The organism is Streptomyces parvulus, from assembly GCF_014648855.1.
GTDB lineage: Bacteria > Actinomycetota > Actinomycetes > Streptomycetales > Streptomycetaceae > Streptomyces > Streptomyces parvulus.
Window position 1 is genome coordinate 285,113 of record NZ_BMRX01000002.1, and the last position, 22,752, is coordinate 307,864.

At 72.9% G+C, this 22,752-nt stretch carries 25 protein-coding genes; 11 read left to right on the forward strand and 14 right to left on the reverse strand.

What is annotated here, in order from left to right:
- The first annotated feature begins 19 nt into the window (after positions 1-19).
- On the forward strand, positions 20-892 hold the full coding sequence (locus tag IE108_RS04225) for an alpha/beta fold hydrolase (RefSeq protein ID WP_064729698.1): 873 nt from the start codon (positions 20-22) through the stop codon (positions 890-892).
- Between the two features lie 19 nt (positions 893-911).
- Here the strand turns inward: IE108_RS04225 and IE108_RS04230 are convergent, their stop codons facing one another.
- Positions 912-1,805 (reverse strand): NYN domain-containing protein, encoded by an 894-nt coding sequence (locus tag IE108_RS04230; RefSeq protein WP_064729697.1) that lies wholly within the window; start codon positions 1,803-1,805, stop codon positions 912-914.
- A gap of 244 nt (positions 1,806-2,049) precedes the next feature.
- Here IE108_RS04230 and IE108_RS04235 point away from each other — a divergent pair, with 244 nt between their 5' ends.
- Complete coding sequence (locus IE108_RS04235) at positions 2,050-2,202, forward strand: DUF8834 family protein (RefSeq protein ID WP_107420270.1); 153 nt, start codon at positions 2,050-2,052, stop codon at positions 2,200-2,202.
- Positions 2,203-2,285: 83 nt separating this feature from the next.
- Here IE108_RS04235 and IE108_RS04240 read toward each other — a convergent pair whose 3' ends face one another.
- The 3 genes from IE108_RS04240 to IE108_RS04250 all read right to left on the reverse strand — a co-directional run bounded on the left by IE108_RS04240 (position 2,286) and on the right by IE108_RS04250 (position 4,591).
- Positions 2,286-2,891, reverse strand: a complete 606-nt coding sequence (locus IE108_RS04240) for a MarC family protein (protein WP_064729696.1) — start codon at positions 2,889-2,891, stop codon at positions 2,286-2,288.
- Positions 2,892-2,945: 54 nt separating this feature from the next.
- Positions 2,946-3,803 carry a PHP domain-containing protein gene (locus tag IE108_RS04245; RefSeq protein ID WP_064729695.1) on the reverse strand — a complete coding sequence of 286 codons (858 nt, stop codon included), beginning with the start codon at positions 3,801-3,803 and terminating at the stop codon, positions 2,946-2,948.
- A gap of 146 nt (positions 3,804-3,949) precedes the next feature.
- Complete coding sequence (locus IE108_RS04250; RefSeq protein WP_064729694.1) at positions 3,950-4,591, reverse strand: DUF6758 family protein; 642 nt, start codon at positions 4,589-4,591, stop codon at positions 3,950-3,952.
- A 204-nt stretch (positions 4,592-4,795) separates the two neighbouring features.
- Here IE108_RS04250 and IE108_RS04255 point away from each other — a divergent pair, with 204 nt between their 5' ends.
- Positions 4,796-6,019, forward strand: a complete 1,224-nt coding sequence (locus IE108_RS04255; RefSeq protein ID WP_064729693.1) for an MFS transporter — start codon at positions 4,796-4,798, stop codon at positions 6,017-6,019.
- Between the two features lie 30 nt (positions 6,020-6,049).
- Here the strand turns inward: IE108_RS04255 and IE108_RS04260 are convergent, their stop codons facing one another.
- Positions 6,050-6,646, reverse strand: coding sequence for a suppressor of fused domain protein (locus IE108_RS04260; protein ID WP_064729692.1), 597 nt, complete (start codon positions 6,644-6,646; stop codon positions 6,050-6,052).
- 522 nt (positions 6,647-7,168) lie between these two features.
- Here IE108_RS04260 and IE108_RS04265 point away from each other — a divergent pair.
- Positions 7,169-8,284 (forward strand): magnesium and cobalt transport protein CorA, encoded by a 1,116-nt coding sequence (locus IE108_RS04265; RefSeq protein WP_064729691.1) that lies wholly within the window; start codon positions 7,169-7,171, stop codon positions 8,282-8,284.
- A 33-nt stretch (positions 8,285-8,317) separates the two neighbouring features.
- A complete protein-coding gene (locus tag IE108_RS04270) occupies positions 8,318-8,830 on the forward strand; it encodes a hypothetical protein (RefSeq protein ID WP_064729690.1) in 513 nt (170 codons plus the stop codon).
- 15 nt (positions 8,831-8,845) lie between these two features.
- Here the strand turns inward: IE108_RS04270 and IE108_RS04275 are convergent, their stop codons facing one another.
- Complete coding sequence (locus tag IE108_RS04275) at positions 8,846-9,586, reverse strand: hypothetical protein (protein WP_064729689.1); 741 nt, start codon at positions 9,584-9,586, stop codon at positions 8,846-8,848.
- 273 nt (positions 9,587-9,859) lie between these two features.
- Between IE108_RS04275 and IE108_RS04280 the strand changes: the two genes are divergently transcribed.
- The 3 genes from IE108_RS04280 to IE108_RS04290 are packed head-to-tail and all read left to right on the forward strand — an operon-like array spanning position 9,860 to position 12,928.
- The gene (locus IE108_RS04280) at positions 9,860-11,161 is read left to right on the forward strand and encodes a magnesium transporter MgtE N-terminal domain-containing protein (protein WP_064729688.1); all 1,302 of its coding nucleotides are present in this window, start codon (positions 9,860-9,862) and stop codon (positions 11,159-11,161) included.
- Positions 11,151-11,750, forward strand: a complete 600-nt coding sequence (locus IE108_RS04285; RefSeq protein ID WP_064729687.1) for a DUF1003 domain-containing protein — start codon at positions 11,151-11,153, stop codon at positions 11,748-11,750. The genes IE108_RS04280 and IE108_RS04285 overlap by 11 nt, the downstream gene beginning before the upstream one ends.
- Before the next feature lie 44 nt (positions 11,751-11,794).
- The gene (locus tag IE108_RS04290; protein WP_064729686.1) at positions 11,795-12,928 is read left to right on the forward strand and encodes an Mrp/NBP35 family ATP-binding protein; all 1,134 of its coding nucleotides are present in this window, start codon (positions 11,795-11,797) and stop codon (positions 12,926-12,928) included.
- A 79-nt stretch (positions 12,929-13,007) separates the two neighbouring features.
- Here the strand turns inward: IE108_RS04290 and IE108_RS04295 are convergent, their stop codons facing one another.
- The 5 genes from IE108_RS04295 to sigE form a co-directional block, all read right to left on the reverse strand.
- Positions 13,008-13,679, reverse strand: a complete 672-nt coding sequence (locus IE108_RS04295; RefSeq protein WP_064731954.1) for a hypothetical protein — start codon at positions 13,677-13,679, stop codon at positions 13,008-13,010.
- 241 nt (positions 13,680-13,920) lie between these two features.
- Entirely contained in the window at positions 13,921-14,373 is a 453-nt protein-coding gene (locus IE108_RS04300) for a sec-independent translocase (RefSeq protein ID WP_064729685.1), read from the reverse strand.
- Positions 14,374-14,494: 121 nt separating this feature from the next.
- Positions 14,495-16,507 carry a S1C family serine protease gene (locus tag IE108_RS04305; protein WP_064729684.1) on the reverse strand — a complete coding sequence of 671 codons (2,013 nt, stop codon included), beginning with the start codon at positions 16,505-16,507 and terminating at the stop codon, positions 14,495-14,497.
- Positions 16,508-16,600: 93 nt separating this feature from the next.
- A complete protein-coding gene (locus IE108_RS04310) occupies positions 16,601-17,599 on the reverse strand; it encodes a zf-HC2 domain-containing protein (protein WP_064729683.1) in 999 nt (332 codons plus the stop codon).
- The gene (gene sigE, locus IE108_RS04315; RefSeq protein ID WP_064729682.1) at positions 17,596-18,267 is read right to left on the reverse strand and encodes an RNA polymerase sigma factor SigE; all 672 of its coding nucleotides are present in this window, start codon (positions 18,265-18,267) and stop codon (positions 17,596-17,598) included. Before sigE ends, IE108_RS04310 begins: the two co-directional genes overlap by 4 nt.
- A 289-nt stretch (positions 18,268-18,556) precedes the next feature.
- Between sigE and IE108_RS04320 the strand changes: the two genes are divergently transcribed.
- Entirely contained in the window at positions 18,557-19,255 is a 699-nt protein-coding gene (locus tag IE108_RS04320) for an O-methyltransferase (protein WP_079163851.1), read from the forward strand.
- Between the two features lie 123 nt (positions 19,256-19,378).
- Here IE108_RS04320 and IE108_RS04325 read toward each other — a convergent pair whose 3' ends face one another.
- On the reverse strand, positions 19,379-19,546 hold the full coding sequence (locus tag IE108_RS04325; RefSeq protein WP_003966491.1) for a DUF3117 domain-containing protein: 168 nt from the start codon (positions 19,544-19,546) through the stop codon (positions 19,379-19,381).
- Between the two features lie 349 nt (positions 19,547-19,895).
- On the opposite strand from IE108_RS04325, the gene chcB reads away from it, so the two are divergent.
- The gene (gene chcB / locus IE108_RS04330) at positions 19,896-20,699 is read left to right on the forward strand and encodes a 2-cyclohexenylcarbonyl CoA isomerase (RefSeq protein WP_064729681.1); all 804 of its coding nucleotides are present in this window, start codon (positions 19,896-19,898) and stop codon (positions 20,697-20,699) included.
- 68 nt (positions 20,700-20,767) lie between these two features.
- On the opposite strand, the gene IE108_RS04335 is transcribed toward chcB, so the two are convergent.
- Both IE108_RS04335 and IE108_RS04340 read right to left on the reverse strand, forming a co-directional pair.
- Positions 20,768-21,355 carry a DNA-3-methyladenine glycosylase I gene (locus IE108_RS04335; protein WP_064729680.1) on the reverse strand — a complete coding sequence of 196 codons (588 nt, stop codon included), beginning with the start codon at positions 21,353-21,355 and terminating at the stop codon, positions 20,768-20,770.
- Positions 21,352-21,711 carry a DivIVA domain-containing protein gene (locus IE108_RS04340; protein WP_064729679.1) on the reverse strand — a complete coding sequence of 120 codons (360 nt, stop codon included), beginning with the start codon at positions 21,709-21,711 and terminating at the stop codon, positions 21,352-21,354. Before IE108_RS04340 ends, IE108_RS04335 begins: the two co-directional genes overlap by 4 nt.
- Before the next feature lie 162 nt (positions 21,712-21,873).
- Here IE108_RS04340 and folP point away from each other — a divergent pair, with 162 nt between their 5' ends.
- Positions 21,874-22,734, forward strand: a complete 861-nt coding sequence (gene folP, locus IE108_RS04345) for a dihydropteroate synthase (protein ID WP_064731952.1) — start codon at positions 21,874-21,876, stop codon at positions 22,732-22,734.
- Positions 22,735-22,752 lie beyond the last annotated feature (18 nt).

Here is a 22,752-nt window from a genome sequence, read left to right on the forward strand (position 1 = left end):
CGCCCGATAGCCTCTGCCCGTGAGCAGGAACGCCGCCTTCAGTCCACCGCCGGACGCCCTCGCGTACCGGTTGTCCACCGCGCGCGGTGAGTTCGCCGTCGTCGACTCACCCGTGGCCGACGGGGTGGCGCGACGCGGGACGGCGCTGATGCTGCCCGGGTTCACCGGGAGCAAGGAGGACTTCACGCTGCTGCACGCCCCGCTGGGAGCGCGTGGCTACCGCACGGTCGCGGTGGACGGGCGGGGGCAGTACGAGTCGGACGGACCCGAGCACGACGAGGCCGGTTACGCGCGGCCCGAGCTGGCCCGGGACGTGCTCGCGCAGGTCGCCGCGCTCGGCACGCGCGTGCATCTCGTCGGGCACTCCCTGGGTGGCCAGATCGCCCGGGCCGCGGTACTCCTGGACCACTCCCCCTTCGTCTCCCTCACGCTGGTCTCCTCGGGGCCCGCGCGGATCTCCGAGTCCCAGCGGCTGCGCGTGAAGCTGCTGCGGGACGCGCTCGACACGATGACGATGGCGGAGGTCTGGCAGGTGATGCAGGCCATGGGACCGCCCGAGGAGGCGGGTGCGCCGGCCCCCGCCCACGGCCGGGAGGAACCGGAGCGGCTGCGCGAACGCTGGCTGGGCACCCGGCCGGCCCAACTGCTCGCGACGGGACGCCAGTTGTGCACCGAACCGGACCGGGTCGCCGAGCTGGCCGCACTGGCGCTGCCGTACCACGTGCTGTCCGGCGCCTACGACGACACCTGGCCCGTACCCCTGCTGGACGAGATGGCCGAGCGCCTCGGCGCGCGCCGGACCGTGATCGAGGGCGCCGAGCACTCGCCTAACACCGACCGGCCGCTGCCGACCGCGCGCGCCCTCGCGGACTTCTGGGACGGCCTCCGCTGAGGCTCCGGCTGCCCGGGTTCTAGTACTGCGCCCGCAGATGCTCCCAGAAGCCGTCCCGCAGGGCCCGTCTCAGGTCGGCCTGGCCGCGCAGTGAGTACTGGAGCAGGCCCTCCGCCTCCACCAGCAGGTCCTGGTCGACCGAGCCGGGGAGGTAGGGGTGGCCGGGGAGGAGTTCCAGCAGGGCGTCGCGGCCGCGGGCCGCCAGCCACTTCGCCGCGATCTGCGCGCCCACGAAGCGGACGTCCTCGCGGGCCGGTCGGGTACCCGCCGCGTCGAAGGCCTGCGCCGCGCGCCGCGAGACGTACGGCTTGAAGAAGTCCAGGTCGAAGGTGCGCTCGCTGTCGACCTCCCAGAGCAGCGGATCGGCCTGGTTGCGGCCCTCGGGGGCCTCGATGCCCCACAGGTGGACGCGGGCCCCGTACCCCTGGGCGGCCTCGACCGCGGAGACCAGGTCCTCGTCGCCGCCGAGCAGCGCCGCGTCGCTGATGGCGCGGTACCGGGCGAGGGACTCCAGGTCGGAGCGGATGAGTGAGTCGACGCCCTTCTGCTGGTTGTTGGCGTTGAGGTTGCCCAGGCGCACCTTGACGTCCGGCAGCTCGGCGATCGACTGCTGCTCGGCGGTGTGGATGCGGCGGCGGGCACCGTCGTACCAGTAGACGCGGAGCAGGCGGCTGTCGGCGAAGATCGTGCGCGCCTTGTCGATGAGCGCCTCGATCAGCCCCTCGGCATCCAGGTCGAAGGCCCGGCGGTCCTCGGTGCCGGTCACCAGCCGCCCCGCGGCCGCGTACAGGTACCCGGCGTCGACGAAGATCGCGTGGGTCGAGGGTGTCTTGGCCACCTCGGCGAGCATGCGCAGCAGCAGCTCGTTGGTGCGATCGATGCGAGCGTTCAGGGACGCGAGGTCGGCGTTCATCGCCTCCATTGTCCCGGCGGTCACGCTGCGAACACAACCGGTCCCGGTCAGTCTTGTAACGGACACCCGCACCGCCGCAACAAACCGCTTACCTGTCAGTAATTAGTCGCTCGAAAAATTTCCTTAGCGTAGGGAATGTTTGCAGTACGCATCCCGTTGACTCCTGTGGAAGCCCGGGCACCGACGACCCAGGAGCCACACCAGTAGTTCTCCTCTGGAGGATGACCAGATCAAGGGAGAGGCCATGCGCTTTGAAGTCATGCGACTCGACGACGTCGACGGGACCCCCGTGGACACGACCGTCGTGGACGCCGCCTCCGTGAACCGTATCGTCCAGCAGGCCGCCGCCATCGGGCAGCGCCTGTGGATCCGCCCCGCCGACCCCTCGGCCTTGTAGCGCGGACCTTTCACACACGCCGGGCCCCCGTACGGAACTCCGTACGGGGGCCTCGTGCGTGTCCGGGGGCGGGCCGTGCCCGCTCAGGCGTTCTGGATCACCTGGGTGACGCCGTTGATGATCTGCTGGACCGCGATCGCGGAGAGCATCATCCCGGCCAGCCGGGTCACCAGGACCACGCCGCCGTCCTTGATGACGCGGATGATCAGCAGCGAGTACCGCATCACCAGCCACAGCACCACGTGGATCGCGAGGATCGCCGCCCAGACCGAGACCTGGCCGGTGACGCCGTCCGCCTTCTGCACGGCGAGGATGACCGACACGATCGCGCCGGGCCCGGCGAGCAGGGGCATGCCCAGCGGCACGAGCGCCACGTTGACGTCCTTGGTCTGCTTCGGCTCGTCCGTCTTGCCGGTGAGCAGGTCGAGGGCGATCAGCAGGAGCAGCAGCCCGCCCGCGATCATCAGCGCGGGCACGGAGACGTGCAGGTAGTCCAGGATCTGGTGGCCGAGCAGGCCGAACACCGTGATCACGCCACCGGCGACGCAGACCGCCTGGAGCGCCATCCGCCGCTGCACCTTGGCGGGGCGCCCGGAGGTCAGCGCGAGGAAGATCGGGGTGATCCCCGGGGGATCCATGATGACGAAAAGGGTCAGGAAGAGGGAGCCGAAGACGGCGAGGTCGAACATGGGTGAGCTACTGGCCTTGCGGGAGAGGGAGGGATGGGCGTGCGGGAGGTGGGTTCAGGCCCCGCCGGCCCCCGGCACGGGGAACGCCCCGAAGGCCCGCCGCGTGATCTCCCCGTACACCTCGGGGTCGGTCGTGTACTGGCCGAGCACGCAGGTCTTCCGGCTGCCGTGGTAGTCGCTGGAGCCGGTCGCCAGCAGGCCCAGTTCGTCCGCGACCCCGCGCAGCCGCGCGCGGGTGCCCGCGTCGTGGTCCATGTGGTCGATCTCGATGCCGTCGAGCCCGGCGGCGGCCAGGTCGGCGATGGCGGACTCCGGCACGGTGCGGCCCCGCTTCACGGCGGCGGGGTGCGCGAAGACGGCGACGCCGCCGGCCCCCTTGATCAGCCGCAGCGCCTCGAAGGGGTCGGTCTCGTGCTTCGGCACGAAGGCCCGGCCGCCGTCGGCCAGCCAGTCCCCGGTGAAGGCGTCGCCCACGGTCGGCACCACGCCGATCTCGACGAGGGCGGAGGCGACGTGCGGCCGTCCGACCGAGCCGTCACCGGCGATCCGGGCGACCTGCTCCCAGGTGACCGGGACACCCAGGTCGTTGAGCCTGGCGACCATCCCCCGGGCCCGCGGCACGCGGTCGTCCCGGACCAGCTCGCGCTCGGCGAGGAAGGCGGGCTCCTCGGGGTCGAAGAGGTAGGCCAGCATGTGCATGCTGACGCCGTCGAGCCGGCAGGACAGCTCGGCCCCGGTCACCAGGGTGAGCCCCTCGGGCAGCGCGGCCAGGGCCTCGGCGTGCCCGCGGGTCGTGTCGTGGTCGGTCAGCGCGACGACGTCGAGTCCGGCCGTGGCGGCCTTGCGCACCAGCTGGGCCGGGGTGTCCGTGCCGTCGGAGGCCGTGGAGTGGGTGTGCAGATCGATGCGCACGACGCTGACTCCAGACGGTGACGGGACGGAACGGGACGTTCGGCCGGGGCGGAAGGGGACGTTCAAAGGATAACCGCTGACGCACCCTCCCCCGTCACACCCGAAAGGGCGCCGCGCCCCCTACACGCACCCCCGCACCGGGGCGCCTACGGCTGGATCAGCCGCGGCGACAGGGCCCCGCACGGGACCAGGTCCACCTCGGCGCCGGCGTCCCGCAGATCGGTCAGCACCAACTCCTCGTACATCAGCAGGCCGGACCGCTCGGGCCACACGACGGCCCAGAGCCACATGCCGAGGGCCTCCCCGGCGAAGACCGCGCGGTCGACGGGACCGCCCGAGACGTGCCACAGGGGGGTGGGGCGGCCGGCCGCGAGGACCTTCGCCTGGGGCGGCTTCTCCACGTTCATGTACGGCCCCGGGTCCGGGGCGTCGAGGCCCGCGTAGTGCGCGCCGAGGCCCACGCCGAGTTCCTCCGCGACCAGGATCAGCTCACCGATGCCGCCGAGCGGGCCGGGTCCTGAGCAGGCGACGGCGGTCGCGCGGCCGCCGCTGCGGTCGTCGCCCGCGCAGGCCACACCGGTGAACAGCCAGCCGACCGGCAGCGGCCAGGGCATCCAGACCGGCACCTGGGTGCGGTGCAGCACGACGCCGAGCGCCTCGACACTGGGCGGGAGCACGGGCTGGAGCGGATGCACGGTGCCGTGCAGGTCGCACTGCCAGGAATCGGCGAAGAGGCCGGGAGCCCTGACCCGGCCACCACACTTCGGGCAACTGGGTTCGCCCCTCATACAGCCCCACGGTCCTACCCTCACCCCCCTACGTCAAGGACGATCACCCATCCGGAGGGAAGGTCTCCGCAAGCCCGCCCCCAGCCGGTCGCCGCCCCTCCGCCGGGCCTTCACCGGCGAACTTAGGTGCATGTTGCATTAATTAGCAGAGCTAACTTACTATGTGTAAACACCAACCATCTCGTGGGCATTGGAGCACTCTGCATGGACCCCTTCGACGCGGGTGCGGGCGGCATCCTGCGACAGCCCAAGGCGGTGTGGGCGACGGCGGGTGCCTCCGTCGTGGCCTTCATGGGCATCGGGCTCGTCGACCCGATCCTGCCGTCCATCGCGAAGGGCCTGGACGCGAGCGCCGGCCAGGTCTCCCTGCTGTTCACCTCGTACTTCCTCATCACCGCGCTCGCGATGCTGGTCACCGGCTTCGTCTCCAGCCGCATCGGCGGACGCAAGACGCTGCTGCTCGGCCTGGCCTTCGTCGTGGTCTTCGCCGGCCTCGCGGGCACCTCCGACACCGTCGGCCAGCTCGTCGGCTACCGGGCGGGCTGGGGCCTCGGCAACGCGCTGTTCGTCTCGACCGCCCTCGCCGTCATCGTCGGCGCGGCGGCCGGGGGCAGCGCGGCGGCGATCCTCCTCTACGAGTCCGCGCTGGGCCTCGGCATGGCCTGCGGACCGCTGCTGGGCGCGCTCCTCGGCGACGCGAGCTGGCGCTACCCGTTCTTCGGCACGGCCTTCCTGATGGCGATCGGCTTCCTGTGCATCACGGTCTTCCTGAAGGAGCAGCCCAGGCCGGCCCGCAAGACGTCGCTCCTCGACCCGATCAGGGCACTGGGCCACGGCGGCCTCGCCTCCGCCGCGGTGTCGGCGTTCTTCTACAACTACACGTTCTTCACCGTGCTGGCCTTCACCCCCTTCGTGCTGAACATGACCCCGTACAAGTCGGGGGCCGTGTTCTTCGCCTGGGGCGTGCTGCTCGCCGTCTTCTCGGTGCTGGTGGCACCGCGCATGCAGAAGCGCTTCGGCTCCCTGAAGGTGCTCGGCGGCTCGCTGGTGCTGCTCGCGGCCGACGTGCTGGTCCTCGGCTACGGCAACCACACCGCCGCGATCGTCTGCACCATCCTGTCCGGCGCCTTCATCGGCGTGAACAACACCGTCTACACCGAGCTGGCCCTCGGGGTGTCGGACGCGCCGCGGCCGGTGGCCAGCGCCGGGTACAACTTCGTGCGCTGGTTCGCGGCGGCCGCCGCGCCCTACTTCGCGCCGAAGATCGAGGAGTGGACGGACATCCACATTCCCTTCGTGGTGGCGGCGGTCACCGCCGTACTGGGCGCCCTCGTGGTCCTCGTACGCCGCCGGGCGCTCACCCACGAGGCGGCGGAGCTGGAGACCGCGCACGCCACCGAGGACGGCGTCACGGTCTTCGCCAACTGATCGGCGCAAACGCGCACTTGGTGAGTTCGGTCACTCCAGGGGGACGGACCTGCGGGACGGATCACGCAGGTCCGTCCCGTGCGTCAGCCAGCGCTCCTGGAGGGCCTGCCCGCCGTGCACGCGCTTCCAGGCCGCCTCGTTCGGCGTCATCGGCAGCAGCGGCAGGAACCGCACGGGGTCCAGCGGGGCGTCCAGCTCCAGGTCCTCGACCAGGCCGCCCGGCTCGGCGACCAGGACCGAGCTGAACGGCGCCCCCGGCCACAGCGCCTCCCCCACGTCCAGCGAGGCACCCGGCGCCACGATCACGCCCTCGACCTGCGGGGAGGCCGCCAGCACCGCGAGCGGCCGCAGCACCTTGCCGGTGTCGGCCCGGCCCGCCCGGACGGAGAGCACCAGCTCGGCGCGGGGCCCCTTGACCGGGTCGGCGAGCGGGGCGGTGGGGTCGGCCATGGGCTGCGCCGACATGCCGAGGGTGGCGTAGCGGACGAGGTCCCCCTCCTGGTCCGCGGCGCGGAACCGCAGCACCTCGATGCGGTCGGTGCCGAGGAAGGTGACCGCCGCGCGCGCGTCCGGTTCGCCCAGCGCGCTGCGCAACCGGGCCTCCACCAGAGGAAGAACATCAGCCATGCGGCGAGCATAGAACTCGTCGGGAACCGGCAAAGCGGCGCCTTGACACCTCGCGTGACTGGTACTCTGGGCCAGCGGTTCGGGGCAGCGCTCAGCGCATCGCGATCAACCCCGACGCTGTGAAGACTCCCCTACGGGGAACCCCTCCAAACAAGGGGTGTGGATCGTCCCTCACGAGGGACCGGCCGGAGGAGGTGGGCGGCATGGACCGAAGTCGACCGTGCAGTACCACCCGCTCTTCCGGCCTCTGACGCAGCTGTTCCGGTTCCCGCCGCTGCCGCTTTCCCGTCCGCGCGCCTTCCCGCGGAAGAGCACTTCGTCTCGTAGTGCCTGATCCGATTCCTCGACGCCCCTCGCGTCGATCCGTGTCAGCAGCTGAACCAGCAGCGAAGCCGGCCACCGCGACGGTGCGGTGCCCCCCGCTTTGTGGACGCGCCGAACACGCGTAGCCAGGACGTCCCCATTCCGGGCGGTTCCACCCGTCACCGGCCCCGTTCGCTGCCCGTAGCGAAGGAGCCTGCCATGTCGATGATCCGTGACCTGCGCGCCGCGGTCCGCCCGTCCCGCGTCTCATTGCGCAAGGACAACGGCGCCTACGACGCCACCCGCGACCCGGGGAACCCCTCCGCCGTCGTCGACTGCGCCGTCTACCGCGACGGCGCCCGCGTCGAGACGGACGCGCCGCTCACCCCGCACACCGCGATGCGCCAGGTGCGCCGCGACGGCGGCTTCGTGTGGATCGGACTGCACGAGCCCACCGAGGACGAGTTCGCCGGTATCGCCCGGGAGTTCGGCCTGCACCCGCTGGCCGTGGAGGACGCCGTCCAGGCCCACCAGCGCCCCAAGCTGGAGCGGTACGACGACTCCCTCTTCACCGTCTTCAAGACCATCCACTACGTCGACCACGACGAGCTGACCGCCAGCAGCGAGGTCGTCGAGACCGGCGAGGTCATGTGCTTCACCGGACGGGACTTCTTCATCACCGTCCGGCACGGCGGCAAGGGCTCGCTGCGGGCGCTGCGGCACCGGCTCCAGGAGGACCCCGAGCTGCTGCTCAAGGGCCCCTCGGCGGTGCTGCACGCCATCGCCGACCATGTCGTGGACGGCTACATCGCGGTCGCCGACGCGGTGCAGGACGACATCGACGAGGTCGAGACGGAGGTGTTCTCGCCGGGCCGCAAGGGCAGCCCGCGGGGCACGGACGCCGGCCGGATCTACCAACTCAAGCGCGAGGTACTGGAGTTCAAGCGGGCGGTGGCGCCGCTGCTGCGCCCCATGCTGCTGCTGAGCGAGCGGCCGATGCGGCTGGTCGACCCGGAGATCCAGAAGTACTTCCGCGACGTCGCCGACCACGTGGCCCGGGTGCAGGAGCAGGTCGTCGGCTTCGACGAGCTGCTGAACTCCATCCTCCAGGCCAACCTCGCCCAGGCGTCCGTCGCCCAGAACGAGGACATGCGCAAGATCACCTCGTGGGCCGCGATCATCGCCGTGCCGACGATGGTGTGCGGGGTGTACGGGATGAACTTCGACTACATGCCAGAGACGCACTGGAAGTTCGGCTATCCGCTGGTGCTGTCGGTCACCGTCGTCATCTGCCTCGGCATCCACCGCACCCTCAAGCGCAACGGCTGGCTCTGACCGGGGCGCGGGGCGGCTGGATAGGCTGACCGCATGACAAGCGAGCTGCTCGGCCAGGCCCTCGTCGAGGAGGCCACGAAGAAGTCCGGCCTCATCTGGGCCAAGGGCCCCGGGGTGCCCGCCCGGGCCCTGTGGCACGTCTGGCACGAGGGCGCCGCCTGCGTCGTCGGCGACGGGCCCGGCGAGCAGCCGCTGCCGGGGCTGGCCGACGGGGCCGCGGCCGAGGTGACGGTGCGCAGCAAGGACAAGGGCGGCCGGCTGGTCACCTGGACCGCCCGGGTGGTGGAGCTGCCCGCCGGCTCCGAGGCGTGGCGGGCCGCCGTCGCCGACCTCAAGGGCAAGCGCCTGAACGCCCCGGACGGCGAGGCGATGACCGACCGATGGGGCCGCGAGTGCCGGGTGCTGCGGCTCGAACCGACCGGGGCCACGGCGCCGCTGCCCGACGGCGCACTGGCCGAGGCCCCGCTGCCGACCCCGGCGACGACCCGCGACGCGGCGCCGGCCGGGCTGCCGCGGCTGCTGCTGAAGCGGCGCCGCCGCCGGTAGGCGCGGGCGGCCGGCTCAGGAGGAGGGGAGCTGCTGGCCGTAGTCCAGGGTGTCGTCCTCGGGGGGCTCCTGGAGCGCGAAGTCCTTGTTCCAGTCCGAGAAGCCGATCGTGCCCGCGCTGCCCGCCCGCACCAGCCGCAGCGGGTACGGCGTGCCCTCCAGGGAGACGTCGAGCGAGCCGCCGGCGCCGTCGTCTCCGGTGATCCGGACGGTCCGCACGCCCGCCTGCTCGTGCCGGCCGTCGGTCTTGACCTCGCCGTGCAGTGTGAGCAGCCCCTGGAGGAGGAGGTCCTTGTCCGTGAAGCCGCTGAACTTCTTGTACACCGGGTCGTCCTGCGGCACCTTCACGTACTTGCCGGCCAGCTTCCCTGCGGCCTTGGCGTCGCCGCCGTCGTGGCTCCAGAAGCCGGCGTCGGCCTTGAGGAAGAGCTGCTCACCGACGCGCAGCAGCCCGAAGGTCGTCCCCTCGGCGGCGACCGAGCCGGTGCCCCCCTCGCCCTTCAGCCGCATGTCGAGGCGGTACGTGCTGCCGCCGGCCGCGACCGTGCCGTGCAGGCGGACCGCCTGGGCGGACCGGGCGACGGCACCGGCCTTGGCCTGGATCTTGTCGGCCGGAAGCTTCCCGAGGCCGTTGGTGCCCGCGTCCGGGTCCTCACCGCCGCAGCCCGTCAGCCCCGCGAGGGTCACCGCGGCCAGGGCGCACACCGCGCCCCGCAGAGCGGCCCTGCGGGTACGGCTCCGGGGAGTCACAGACACAGGCGGAACTGCCTTTCTCACAGGGGCTGGCACGAGGCGGGCGGACGCCGTCGGCGGGCGGACCGCCCGGGCGGCGTACCGCAGCGTACCGGGGCCCCGGAGGTCGAACGGAGCCAGTCCGTCCGGAGCGGCCACCAGGGCGCGGCCGATCGGGACGGGCTAGCCTGAAGCCCGTCCGAGCGGGCAATTCGGAAAAGAGACACCGTACGAATCAGCCGTCACGCACTCCGAGCCACGCACTCTGAGGCACGCCGACGAAAAGGAGCAGCGGCCATGGCAGCGGGCGCCCCCCGGATCTTCGTCTCCCATCTCTCCGGCATCGCCGTGTTCGACCCGGCCGGCGACCAGGTGGGGCGGGTGCGCGACCTGGTCGTCATGCTCCGGGTCGGCCGCAAGCCCCCGCGGGTGCTCGGGCTGGTCGTCGAACTGACCACCCGCCGCCGGATCTTCCTGCCCATGACCCGGGTCACCGGCATCGAGTCCGGCCAGGTCATCACCACCGGCGTGGTCAACGTCCGGCGCTTCGAGCAGCGGCCCACCGAGCGCCTGGTCTTCGGCGAGCTGCTCGACCGGCGGGTCGCGCTCACCGAGACGGGCGAGGAGGTCACCGTCCTGGACCTGTCGGTGCAGCAGCTGCCGGCCCGCCGGGACTGGGAGATCGACAAGGTCTTCGTGCGCAAGGGCAGGAAGGGCGGCGCCTTCCGGCGGGCCAAGGGCGAGACCCTCACCGTCGAGTGGTCCGGCGTCACCGGCTTCTCGGTGGAGGAGCACGGGCAGGGCGCCGAGAACCTCCTCGCCACCTTCGAGCAGCTGCGCCCCGCCGACCTAGCCAACGTCCTGCACCACCTGTCGGCCAAGCGCCGCGCGGAGGTCGCCGCCGCCCTGGACGACGACCGCCTGGCCGACGTGCTGGAGGAGCTGCCCGAGGACGACCAGATCGAGATCCTCGGCAAGCTCAAGGAGGAGCGGGCCGCGGACGTGCTGGAGGCGATGGACCCGGACGACGCGGCCGACCTGCTCGGCGAGCTGCCCGAGGCCGACAAGGAACGGCTGCTGAGCCTGATGCAGCCGGACGACGCGGCCGACATGCGGCGCCTGATGGCGTACGAGGAGCACACGGCCGGCGGTCTGATGACCACCGAACCGATCGTGTTGCGCCCGGACGCCACCGTCGCCGACGCGCTTGCCCGCATCCGCAATCCCGACCTGTCGCCGGCGCACGCCGCCCAGGTGTACGTGTGCCGGCCGCCCGAGGAGACACCGACCGGCAAGTACCTGGGCACCGTCCACTTCCAGCGCCTGCTGCGCGACCCCCCGTACACGCTGGTCGGCTCCATCCTCGACGACGACCTGCGGCCCCTGGACCCGGACGCCGCGCTGCCCGTGGTCGCCGGGTTCTTCGCCGCGTACGACATGGTCGCGGCGCCGGTCGTGGACGACTCCGGGTCGCTGCTCGGCGCGGTCACCGTGGACGACGTACTGGATCACATGCTGCCCGACGACTGGCGGGAGACCGAGTACCACCTCGACGAGCCGGCCGGGGCGGCGAAGGAGGGGAGCGCCGATGGCGCCTGAGCGTGAGACGGCCACCCGGGAGCGGGCCACGTCGGGGGCGACCGCGGCCTCCCGTTCCCGTGCCCGCCTGGACCAGCCACGGCCGCCGCGCCGCCGGATCCTGCCCGAGTGGGACCCGGAGTCCTTCGGACGGCTCTCGGAGCGGGTCGCGCGGTTCCTGGGCACCGGGCGGTTCATCGTCTGGATGACGGTCGTCATCATCCTGTGGGTGGTGTGGAACGTGTCCGCGCCGAGCGGTCTGCGGTTCGACGAGTACCCGTTCATCTTCCTGACGCTGATGCTCTCGCTGCAGGCCTCCTACGCGGCCCCGCTGATCCTGCTCGCGCAGAACCGGCAGGACGACCGCGACCGGGTCAACCTCGAACAGGACCGCAAGCAGAACGAGCGGTCGATCGCCGACACCGAGTACCTGACCCGGGAGATCGCCGCCCTGCGCATCGGCCTCGGCGAGGTCGCGACGCGGGACTGGATCCGCTCCGAGCTGCAGGACGTCCTCAGGGACCTGGAGGAGCGGCAGAACGGCCACCACCCCGACCGCGGGGTATTCCCGGCGGATCGCCCGCCGGGGCGTGACGTACACGACCGCTGACGGGGCTTTCCGTGCCCCGTGCCGGGCGCCGTACCATCGTCACTATGGCTACGGAAGACGCGGTGCGCGAGGCACTGGCGACGGTGAACGACCCCGAGATCAACCGGCCCATCACCGAGCTGGGGATGGTCAAGTCGGTGGAGATCGGCGCGGACGGAGCGGTCGCGGTCGCCGTGTACCTGACGGTCTCCGGCTGCCCCATGCGGGACACCATCACGCAGCGCGTGACGGACGCCGTCTCGGCGGTCGAGGGGGTCACGCGCGTCGACGTCGAGCTGGACGTGATGAGCGACGAGCAGCGCAAGGAGCTGGCGAGCGCCCTGCGCGGCGGCCAGACCGAGCGCGAGGTGCCCTTCGCCAAGCCCGGCAGCCTCACCCGGGTCTACGCGGTCGCCTCCGGCAAGGGCGGCGTCGGCAAGTCGTCGGTCACGGTGAACCTGGCGGCGGCGATGGCCGCGGACGGCCTCAAGGTCGGCGTGGTCGACGCCGACATCTACGGCCACTCCGTGCCGCGCATGCTGGGCGCCGACGGGCGGCCCACCCAGGTCGAGAACATGATCATGCCGCCGTCGGCGAACGGCGTGAAGGTCATCTCGATCGGCATGTTCACCCCGGGCAACGCACCGGTCGTCTGGCGCGGCCCGATGCTCCACCGCGCGCTCCAGCAGTTCCTGGCCGACGTGTACTGGGGCGACCTGGACGTCCTGCTGCTCGACCTGCCGCCCGGCACCGGCGACATCGCGATCTCCGTGGCCCAGCTGGTGCCGAACGCCGAGATCCTGGTCGTGACGACCCCTCAGCAGGCCGCCGCCGAGGTGGCGGAGCGGGCCGGGGCCATCGCCGTGCAGACCCACCAGAAGATCGTCGGCGTGGTCGAGAACATGTCCGGCCTGCCCTGCCCGCACTGCGGCGAGATGGTCGACGTGTTCGGCACGGGCGGCGGCCAGTCGGTCGCCGACGGCCTCACCCGGACGACCGGCGCGGCCGTGCCGGTGCTCGGTGCCATCCCGATCGACGTGCGGCTGCGGGAGGGCGGCGACGCGGGCACGCCCGTCGTGCTGTCCGACCCGGACTCCCCGGCGGGCGAGGCGCTGCGCGCGATCGCGGGCAAGCTGGGCGGCCGTCAGCGCGGCCTGTCGGGCCTGTCCCTGGGGATCACGCCGAGGAACAAGTTCTGACCCGCGGAGCGGGCACGGGGGCGCCGTCCGTCCGGACGGCGCCTCTTCTCGTGCCGGGGGCCGCGGGGCCGGCGGGGGCCTAGGCGTAGGCGCCGATGTCCTTCACCACGGAGAAGGCCAGGCCGTACGCGCTCATGCCCCTGCCGTAGGCGCCGAGGTGCACGCCCTGCTCGGTGGAGCCGGCGAGGACCCAGCCGAACTCGGACTCGCGGTAGTGGAACGGGGTCGGTACGCCGTCCACGGGGAGGGACAGGGTCGTCCAGTCCTCGCCGTCGAGGTCGTCGGCGAGGACCCACGCCGTCTCCGTCTGCTGCTCCAGCCAGTCGTCGCGCAGCGAGTGGTCCATCTGGCCGGGCCAGGTGAAGGACAGCAGCCCCACGCCGGCGAGCCAGGCCGCCGAGGAGACCGAGGTGGCCTCCAGCAGGCCCGTGCCGTCGGCGCTGCGCCGGTCCGGGTTGGCCGCCACGGTCACGACGACCGCGAACTTCTCCTTGGCGTCCTGTTCGTCGCCCGCGACGTGCTCGTTGCGGACCGACGGTTCGTCGCCGTGCCCGATCGAGCCGTGCTCGACGGTGCCGTCGGCCGCCGTACCGAGCTGCATCAGCCTGCGCGGACCCGTGAACGCCTCGTCGAGGCCGTACCACGGGAAGGGCGCACTCAGGTAGCCGTCGACCGTCTGCCGGCCGGACGGGGACTGGGGTCCGCCCTCCGCGGCCGGCGCCTGTGCGACCGCCTGACTCGTCGTCTCCATGTGCCCGGACGCCTCCTCGCGCTCGTCGGGCCGGTACGGCCCGCCCCCCTTCGGGCGCACTCGTCCGGTCCGCACAACAACTCGGGCAGCATAGCCACACCTTCGGCGGCAGCCGGGAAAGCGCCCGGCGCGTGGGCCGCCCGGACGTCGGCCGCGGGCCCTGTACGCCCCGTCCGGAGTATGAGACGCGTCACGTACGACGCGGTCGGGCGCCGCCCGTGCGGGGCGGGCGGCGCGGGGCTCAGGTGGCGTCGGCGTCGAAGGGCGGGCGGTCCTCGGCGGCGGGCGTCTCGGGCTTCTTCGACATGTCGACGCGGCCGCGGCCCGAACCGGAGGACGGCGTGGACGACGTGGAAGCCGAGGAGTCCGTGTCGCGGCCGTGTACCGCGTCGGTGACCTCGGCCATCTCCTTCTTCAGGTCGAAGCCGTTGCGCAGTTCCTTGAGCCCCAGCTCGTCGTTCTCCATCTGCTTGCGGATGAACGTCTTGGGGTTGAGGTCCTCGAACTCGAAGTCCTTGAACTCGGGGCCCAGCTCCTGGCGGATGTCCTGCTTGGCGCTGTCCGAGAACTCCCGGATCTTCCGGATGGTGCGCGTGACGTCCTGGATGACCTTGGGGAGCTTGTCCGGACCGAAGACGAGCACGGCGAGAACAACGAGCGCGACCAGCTCGAGTGGTCCTATGTCATTGAACACCTGAAGCTCCTTGGGATGTCCGGGCCGCCACCACGGTACCCGCCGACCCCGCCCGACCGGTACCGTCCCGTGCGTCCCGAGTGCGTGTGTGCGAGCGCTTTCCGCATTGTTCGCCTTCCGCTCAGCCGCCGTCCGAGGAGCCGAGGACCAGGGAGATCTTCCGTTCCCGGCCGTCGCGCTCCAGGGTGAGTTCGAGGCGGTCGCCGGGGCGGTGGGCGCGGGTCTTGACGATCAGCTCCTCACCGGAGTGCACGCGTTGACCGTCGACGGCGGTGATCACGTCGCCGGGTTCGATGCCGGCCTCGGCGCCCGGACCGCCCTTGGTGACCGCGGACCCGTCGGCGCCGACCCGGGCGCCGTCGCCCGAGTAGTCCATGTCGAGGGTGATGCCGATCACCGGGTGGCTGGCCCGGCCCGTGTTGATCAGCTCCTCGGCGACGCGCTTGCCCTGGTTGATGGGAATGGCGAAGCCGAGCCCTATCGAGCCGGACTGGCCCCCGTCGGACTCGGCGCTGCCGCCCCCGGCGGAGCGGATGGCGGAGTTGATGCCGATGGCCCGGCCCCGGGAGTCCAGCAGGGGGCCGCCGGAGTTGCCCGGGTTGATGGGCGCGTCGGTCTGGAGGGCGTCGACGTAGGACACGTCGCTGGCGTCGCCCTCCTCGCCGCCGGCGGTGATGGGCCGCTCCATGGCGCTGATGATGCCGGAGGTGACCGTGCCCGCCAGGTCGAAGGGGGCGCCGATGGCCACCACGGGGTCGCCGACCCGGACGTTGTCGGAGTTGCCGAGGGGCATCGGGGTGAGGCCGCTGACGCCCTTCACCCGCACCACGGCGAGGTCGTAGCCGCTGTCCCGGCCGACGACCGTGGCCTCGGCGGTGTCGCCGCTGTTGAAGGTCACCGTTATCTCGCCGCCGTCCCCGGCGGGGTCCACGACGTGGTTGTTGGTCAGGATGTGGCCGCGGTCGTCCAGGACGAAGCCGGTGCCGGTGCCCGCGGACTCGCTGCCGCTGACGTGCAGGGTCACCACGCTGGGCAGGGCGCGCCCGGCGAGGGCCGCGACGCTGCCGGGGGCCCGCTTCGCGGACTCGGCGCCGGCCTGGGGCAGCTCGACGGTGCCCACGCCGCCGTTGCGCTCCAGGTGGACGCCGACGACGCCGCCGGCGATGCCGGAGACCAGCGCGATGAGCAGCGCCCCGCCGATCAGGGCCTTCCTGGTCCGCCGGCGCCGTTCGTCGGGCGTGCCGCTGTGCTGGAGGGGCGCGGTGGCGGCGGACGCGGTCCAGGGGTCGTAACGCCCCCAGGGGTCGAAGTCGGGCTCGGCGCTCTGCCCGGGTGCGGGCTCCGGGGCCGCCGCGGCAGCCGCCGGTTCGGGCGCGCCGGCGTCCCCCGACTCGGGCTGCCGGGCCGAAGGGACCGGGGTGGGAGCGCCACCGGGGGCAGCGCCGGGCGCGGGTACGGGGGACGCCGCCGTGCCGTGCGTGAGGTGCGGCGCGGGTCGACCAGCCGGCGGGGCAGGCGGCGGGGCGTCCGCGAAGGCCGGGTCGGGGGTCGCACCGGGCGGCGGGGTCGCGGCCGGGCGCGGCGCAGGGGTCGGCGGCGGGGTGTCCGCGAAGGCCGGGTCGGGGGTCGCACCGGGCGGCGGGGTCGCGGCCGGGCGCGGCGCAGGGGTCGGCGGCGGGGTGTCCGCGAAGGCCGGGTCGGGGACGGCACCCGGCGGTGCCGCCGGGGCCGGGTGCGGCGCGGGGGCGTTCGCCGGGGCCGGGGACGGCGTCGCCGTGCCCTGGGCCGGGGTGGTCGCCGGGTGCTGGACCGGCGGGGCGGGGGCCCAGGGGCCCGGTTCGCCGTACGGCGGGGTGCTGTACGGGTCGGGCTCGTGCAGGGGCCTGGGGCGCTCGGGCGGGGCGGGCGGGAGGCCGGCGCCGTCGGCTGCCGGGCGGTCCAGCTCGTAGTCGCCGTCGTCGGACGCTTCGGTCCCGCGGGGCGGCGCCGGGCGTTCCAGCTCGAAGTCCCCGTCGCCGGTGCTCCCGGCATCCGCACCGCGAGGCCGCGCCAGTTCGAAGTCGCCGTCGGTCGCGTCCTCGGACGAGCGGGGACGAGTCCACCACTTCGCCTTCGTGGGCTTCGCCTCGTTCATGTTCTCCCCCGCAGCTGGCCGCAGATCGTCGGCTCCAAGGGCTCTGGCGCCACCCCGGATTCAATCAGGTCGCGGCCCGGCGCGCCGACCCCGTCAGCGGACCGGCCGCTGCGCGGCGGACGAGGACGCCGTCGGGGCCGGGGACACGGCCGGGACGGGCGCGGGTGCGGCGAACAGGCCGGGCGGCCGCACCTCGGGCGCCGTCGACCAGGAGGCGAGCGCGAGCGGGGGCACCGCTTCCAGCGGACGTATCAACGGCGACATGGCGGCGGCACCGGCCGTGACCGGGGCGGTCAGCGCGTGCACGGCCTGCCGGAGCGTCTCGCTCGTGGCGGGCGCGGGCAGCCCCGGCAGCAGCGGCGCGGCGGAGCGGGTGGGCGCGACGGGCGTGTCGCCGAGCGACCGCTGCCCCTGGGCCTGACCGAGCAGCGGACCGGCCGAGCGGCGGCGCTGGCTGTCGGAGGTGGCCGCACCCGCGCCCTGGGTCCGGGCCGGCGTCACATTGCTGCCGTTCCCCGAGCCGCGGGCGTCGGTGGTGGTGTCGGGGGTGCCGAGGGTGACACCGCCGAGGGCGATGGCGGCCAGCGAGACCGCGCCGGCCGCGGCGAAGGCGAACCGCATCCCGCGCGAGGCGGACCGCTCGGACTCCTGGCGGCCGACGTCGTGGATCCGGAAGCCCCGGCCGGGCGCGGAGGGCGGCAGGACGGCGGCGTGCGGCCGCAGCGGCGCGTAGTCGAACTCGAACCGCTCGCCCCGCTTCGGGCCGAGCCCGCCGGGCAGGCCCGTCAGGTCGTCGGCGAACCCGCCGCCGAGCGGGGGCAGGCCGCCGCCGTCGGCGTCGCCGCCCGCGGGGAGTCCTTGGAGGCGGGCCAGGAAGCTCTCGGACGGGGCCGGCGGGGCCGACTCCGCGAAGACGTTCTTCAGCCGACGCTGCGCGTCGACCTCCGTCTTGCACTTCGGGCAGGTCGCCACGTGCGCCAGTACGCGCTCGCGCGCGTCATGACCGAGCTCGCCGTCCACCAGGGCGGAGAGCCGGTCTCCCAGATGCTGCTCTGCGAGGTGCCCCTCGGATCGAGGCCGTGACCCACTCACGCGCTCGTGCCCCCTCCTCCCAGAGCGGGCACGCCGGCCACGAAGGAACGACGCTCGGCGCGCGCCTTGGGTGAACGGTGGGCGAGCGCCTTGCGCAGCTGGGAGCGACCGCGGTGGATGCGGGAGCGGACGGTGCCGAGCTTGACCCCGAGCGTCGCGGCGATCTCCTCGTACGACAGCCCCTCGATGTCGCACAGGACGACGGCGGCGCGGAACTCGGGCGCGAGGGTGTCCAGCGCCTGCTGGACGTCCGCGTCGAAGTGCGCGTCGTGGAAGACCTGCTGCGGGGTGGGCTCCTTGCTGGGCAGCCGCTCGGCCGCGTCGTCGCCGAGGGCGTCGAAGCGGATGCGCTGCTTGCGGCGCACCATGTCCAGGAAGAGGTTGGTCGTGATGCGGTGCAGCCAGCCCTCGAAGGTGCCCGGCGTGTACGTCGACAGGGACCGGAAGACCCGGACGAAGACCTCCTGGGTGAGGTCCTCCGCGTCGTGCTGGTTGCCGGTGAGGCGGTAGGCGAGGCGGTAGACCCGGCCGCTGTGGGTGCTGACGATCTCCTCCCAGGTGGGCGGAGTCCACGCCTGCCCGTCCGCGTCGCTGGTGAAGGTCGCGGTCTGGGCGGGTCCCGAGGCGGGACCGGCGGCGTGGCTGGGGTCAGCAGCGGTGTCGTTCACGGATTTCGGCCTGCCTGCCGATCCGAGGAAGCGCCGCAGCACTCCGCCCCGATCCGCGGGTGCGGCCGCACCTCCCCTGTCGGCTCTGGTGGTGTCCAGTGGAGCCCCTACCATAGCCACCTCGCCCGTTAGCTCCGGATAAGCGGTTTTACGAGAATTTGATGTGTGCCGGCCCGGCTCGTACGGCTGCGTCAGCACTTGGTGGACGCCCTGGTCCATCCGCCGCCCCCGTCCCGGTCTCCGGCCGCTCGATCGCCTCTTCTGCTCTCCCTTTTCAACGACCGGTCCCATCTGCGGGTTCCCGACGCCAACGGATACAGTCACGCCGAGGCTTCGACGGGGACAGGAGAGGGTCATTACCGGCAACCGGCAGACGAGCTGGGCGTTCTCCGACGCCTATGTCGCCGAGGACGACGCGTTGCTCTGGGCACGTGACCGGGCCCGCGAGGCGGGTCTGCGTTCGGTGACCCCGGGGACGGGCTCGGCCCTGGGGCTGCTCGCCGCCGCCGTGGACGCGAAGGCGGTCGCGGAGATCGGCACCGGCTGCGGCGTCTCCGGGATCCATCTGCTGCACGGAATGCGTCCGGACGGTGTGCTGACCACGGTCGACCCGGAGCCGGAGCACCAGCAGTTCGCCCGCCAGGCCTTCCGCGCCGCGGGCTTCGCCAGCAACCGGGCCCGGTTCATCCCCGGCCGCGCCCTGGACGTACTGCCGCGGCTCGCGGACGCCGGTTACGACCTCGTCTTCTGCGACGGCGACCGGCTGGAGTACCCGGACTACCTCGCTGAATCGTTGCGTCTGCTGCGCCCGGGCGGGCTCGTCGCCTTCGAGGGCGTCTTCGGCGCCGGCCGGACGATCGACTCGGGACCGCAGCCCACCGAGGTGCTGCGGCTGCGGGAGGTTCTGCGCGCGGTGCGGGAGAGCCAGGAACTGGTGCCGTCACTGCTTCCGGTCGGCGACGGGCTGCTGTGCGCCGTGAAGCGCTGAGGAAGTACGCCGCGGAATCCCGCCGCGGGACTTCGCGGAAGGACGCGCGGGGCACCGGAAAAACAGTCGCCCCGGCACCGCGTGCGGCACCGGGGCGACTGAACGGGTATGGTCGCTCGCGCGTCAGCCGACGACCTTCTTGAGGGCGTCGCCGAGCGCGTCGGCCTCATCGGGGGTCAGCTCGACGACGAGCCGCCCGCCGCCTTCGAGCGGAACGCGCATGACGATGCCCCGCCCCTCCTTGGTCACCTCGAGCGGGCCATCGCCCGTCCGCGGCTTCATGGCCGCCATGCTCGTTCCCCTTCCTGATACCAGCTCACCGTCACCGCCGACGGCCCGTGAGGGCACGCGCAGTCCGGCCCGGACGCGCGACACCGGCATCGAACACATTGCTTCCCAGCCATTATCCCGCATCCCAGGACCCGATGACCAACATCGGTCGGCATCGCTTGGGCAACGCGCGCGAGCAAAACCACTCAATTCGGGGATGTGACTGCGATACTGCGCGCCCTCGCCCACTTCCACCGAATGGATACGGACCGGAATTCTTTGACGCAGGTCACATCTCCGCGGCCTCGCGTTCCCGGCGATCTCCGTCATGCTGTTGCCCGACACACGCGACGACGCGGAGGGGAATTCCATGGCCGACACCGTGCTCTACGAGGTGAGCGACGGGCTCGCGACGATCACGCTGAACCGCCCCGAGGCGATGAACGCGCTGAACATCGAGACCAAGGTCGCGCTCCGGGACGCGGTGCGCTCCGCGGCGGCGGACGGCGCCGTACGGGCGGTGCTGCTCACGGCGGCCGGTGACCGGGCGTTCTGCGTCGGCCAGGACCTCAAGGAGCACATCGGGCTGCTGGCCGCCGACCGGGAGGCCGGGTCGGGCGCCACCATGAGCACGGTGCGCGAGCACTACAACCCGATCGTCCGGGCGCTCGCGGAGGCCGAGAAGCCGGTGGTCGCCGCCGTGAACGGCGTGGCCGCCGGGGCGGGCCTCGGCTTCGCGCTGGCCGCGGACTACCGGATCGTCGCGGACACCGCCGCCTTCAACACCTCCTTCGCCGGGGTCGCGCTCACCGCGGACTCGGGGATCTCCTGGACGCTGCCGCGTGTCGTGGGCCCCGGGCGCGCCGCCGACCTGCTGCTCTTCCCGCGCAGCATCGGCGCGCAGGAGGCGTACGACCTCGGCATCGCCACCCGTGTCGTGCCCGCCGCCGATCTGCGCGCGGAGGCCGAGCGGACGGCGCGGGCGCTGGCCGAGGGGCCGACGGTGGCGTACGCGGCGCTGAAGGAGGCGATGGCGTACGGGCTGACGCACTCGCTCTCCGAGACGCTGGAGAAGGAGGACGAGCTGCAGTCGCGGGCCGGCGCCTCCGAGGACCACGCGATCGCGGTGCGGGCGTTCGTCGAGAAGCGGAAGCCCGAGTACTTGGGGCGGTGAGATCGGGGAGTGTGAGCGCCGTCGCGGGGTGCGGTTCGTCGTGGCTGGTCGCGCAGTTCCCCGCGCCCCTAAAGGGCGCTTCTTGTCACGCACCTCGAGAGGTGGTCGTTGACCAGGCCGCATGCCTGCATCAGGGCGTAGGCCGTCGTCGGGCCGACGAAGCGCAGGCCCTGTTTCTTGAGTGCCTTGGACAGTGCGGTGGACTCCGGGGTGACGGCGGGGACGTCGGCGAGGGTCTTCGGGGCCGGGCGGCCCGCCGGGTCGGGGGCGTGCGACCAGATCAGCTCGTCCAGCTCACCGGGCGCCCAGCCGGCGAGCACGCGCGCGTTGGCCAGGGTCGCGTCGATCTTGGCGCGGTTGCGGATGATCCCGGCGTCGCCGAGCAGCCGCTCGCGGTCCGCGTCGGTGAAGGCGGCCACCTCGGGGATCGAGAAGCCGGCGAAGGCGGCTCGGAAGCCCTCCCGGCGGCGCAGGATGGTGATCCACGAGAGCCCGGACTGGAAGGCCTCCAGGCTGAGCCGCTCGAACAGCGCGACGTCCCCGTGGACCGCCCTGCCCCACTCCTCGTCGTGGTACGTCACGTAGTCCGCCGTGGACAGGGCCCAGGGGCAGCGCGGCGCGCCGTCCGGGCCCGCGACGGCCTCGCCGGTGCTCACCGCTGCTCCCCGGGGGCGGGCTTGTCCATGACGGCGCGCTGGTGGGCGGCGGCGGACCGGGCACCGGCCAGGGCGGACTCCAGGTCGGCGATGCGGGCGTCGCGCTCGGCCAGCTCGGCGCCGAGGCGGCCGAGGGCGTCGTCGACGTCCGCCATGCGGTAGCCGCGCAGGACGAGCGGGAAGCGGAGGCGCTCCACGTCGGGGCGTCCGACGGGGCGGTCGGGGGGCAGGGCGTCCTGGAGGCGTTCGGGCTCGGCGTCGGGCAGCGGTCCGCTGTCGCCGCCGCTCACCACGGCGAGCGTCACCCCGGCCACCACGACGGCCAGCGCGATGACGAGGAACAGGAACATGACCATCGCTGGCCCCCACGGTCGGGTCGGTTGTGTCGGGTCCGATCGTGCCATGCGAGTCTGACAGTCGGGGCCGCGGGCGCCGATGGGCGTGCGCCCCGGCCCGGGAGCGGCCCGACGGCGGCACCGGGACGAGAGAACGGTATGGACGAGGAGATGTCACAGGGGATGCTCAGGCTGGGCAGGCGTGAATTCGCGGCGCACGAGCCGGTGATCATGGCGATCGTGAACCGGACCCCGGACTCCTTCTACGACCAGGGGGCCACCTTCCACGACGAGCCCGCCCTCGCGCGCGTGGAGCGCGCGGTGGCCGAGGGGGCCGCCGTCATCGACATCGGCGGCGTGAAGGCCGGGCCCGGCGACGAGGTGTCGGCCGAGGAGGAGGCGCGCCGGACGGTCGGGTTCGTGGCGGAGGTGCGGCGGCGCTTCCCGGACGTCGTGATCAGCGTGGACACCTGGCGGCACGAGGTCGGCGAGGCCGTGTGCGAGGCGGGCGCGGACCTGCTGAACGACGCGTGGGGCGGCGTCGACCCCAAGCTCGCGGAGGTCGCCGCGCGGTACGGGGTGGGCCTGGTGTGCACGCACGCCGGGGGCGCTCAGCCGCGTACGCGGCCGCACCGGGTGACGTACGACGACGTGGTGGCGGACATCCTGCGGGTGACGCTGGGGCTGGCCGAGCGGGCGGTCGCGCTGGGGGTGCCGCGCGAGTCGGTGCTGATCGATCCCGGGCACGACTTCGGCAAGAACACCCGGCACAGCCTGGAGGCGACGCGCCGGCTCGGGGAGATGGTGGAGACGGGGTGGCCGGTGCTGGTGTCCCTGTCGAACAAGGACTTCGTCGGCGAGACGCTGGACCGGCCGGTCAAGGAGCGGGTGCTCGGGACGCTGGCGACCACCGCGGTGTCGGCGTGGCTCGGCGCGCGCGTGTACCGCGTGCACGAGGTGGAGGAGACCCGGCAGGTCCTGGACATGGTGGCCACGATCGCCGGTCACCGGGCGCCGGCGGTGGCCCGGCGGGGTCTGGCGTAGGGGCGGGGCACTCCCCCG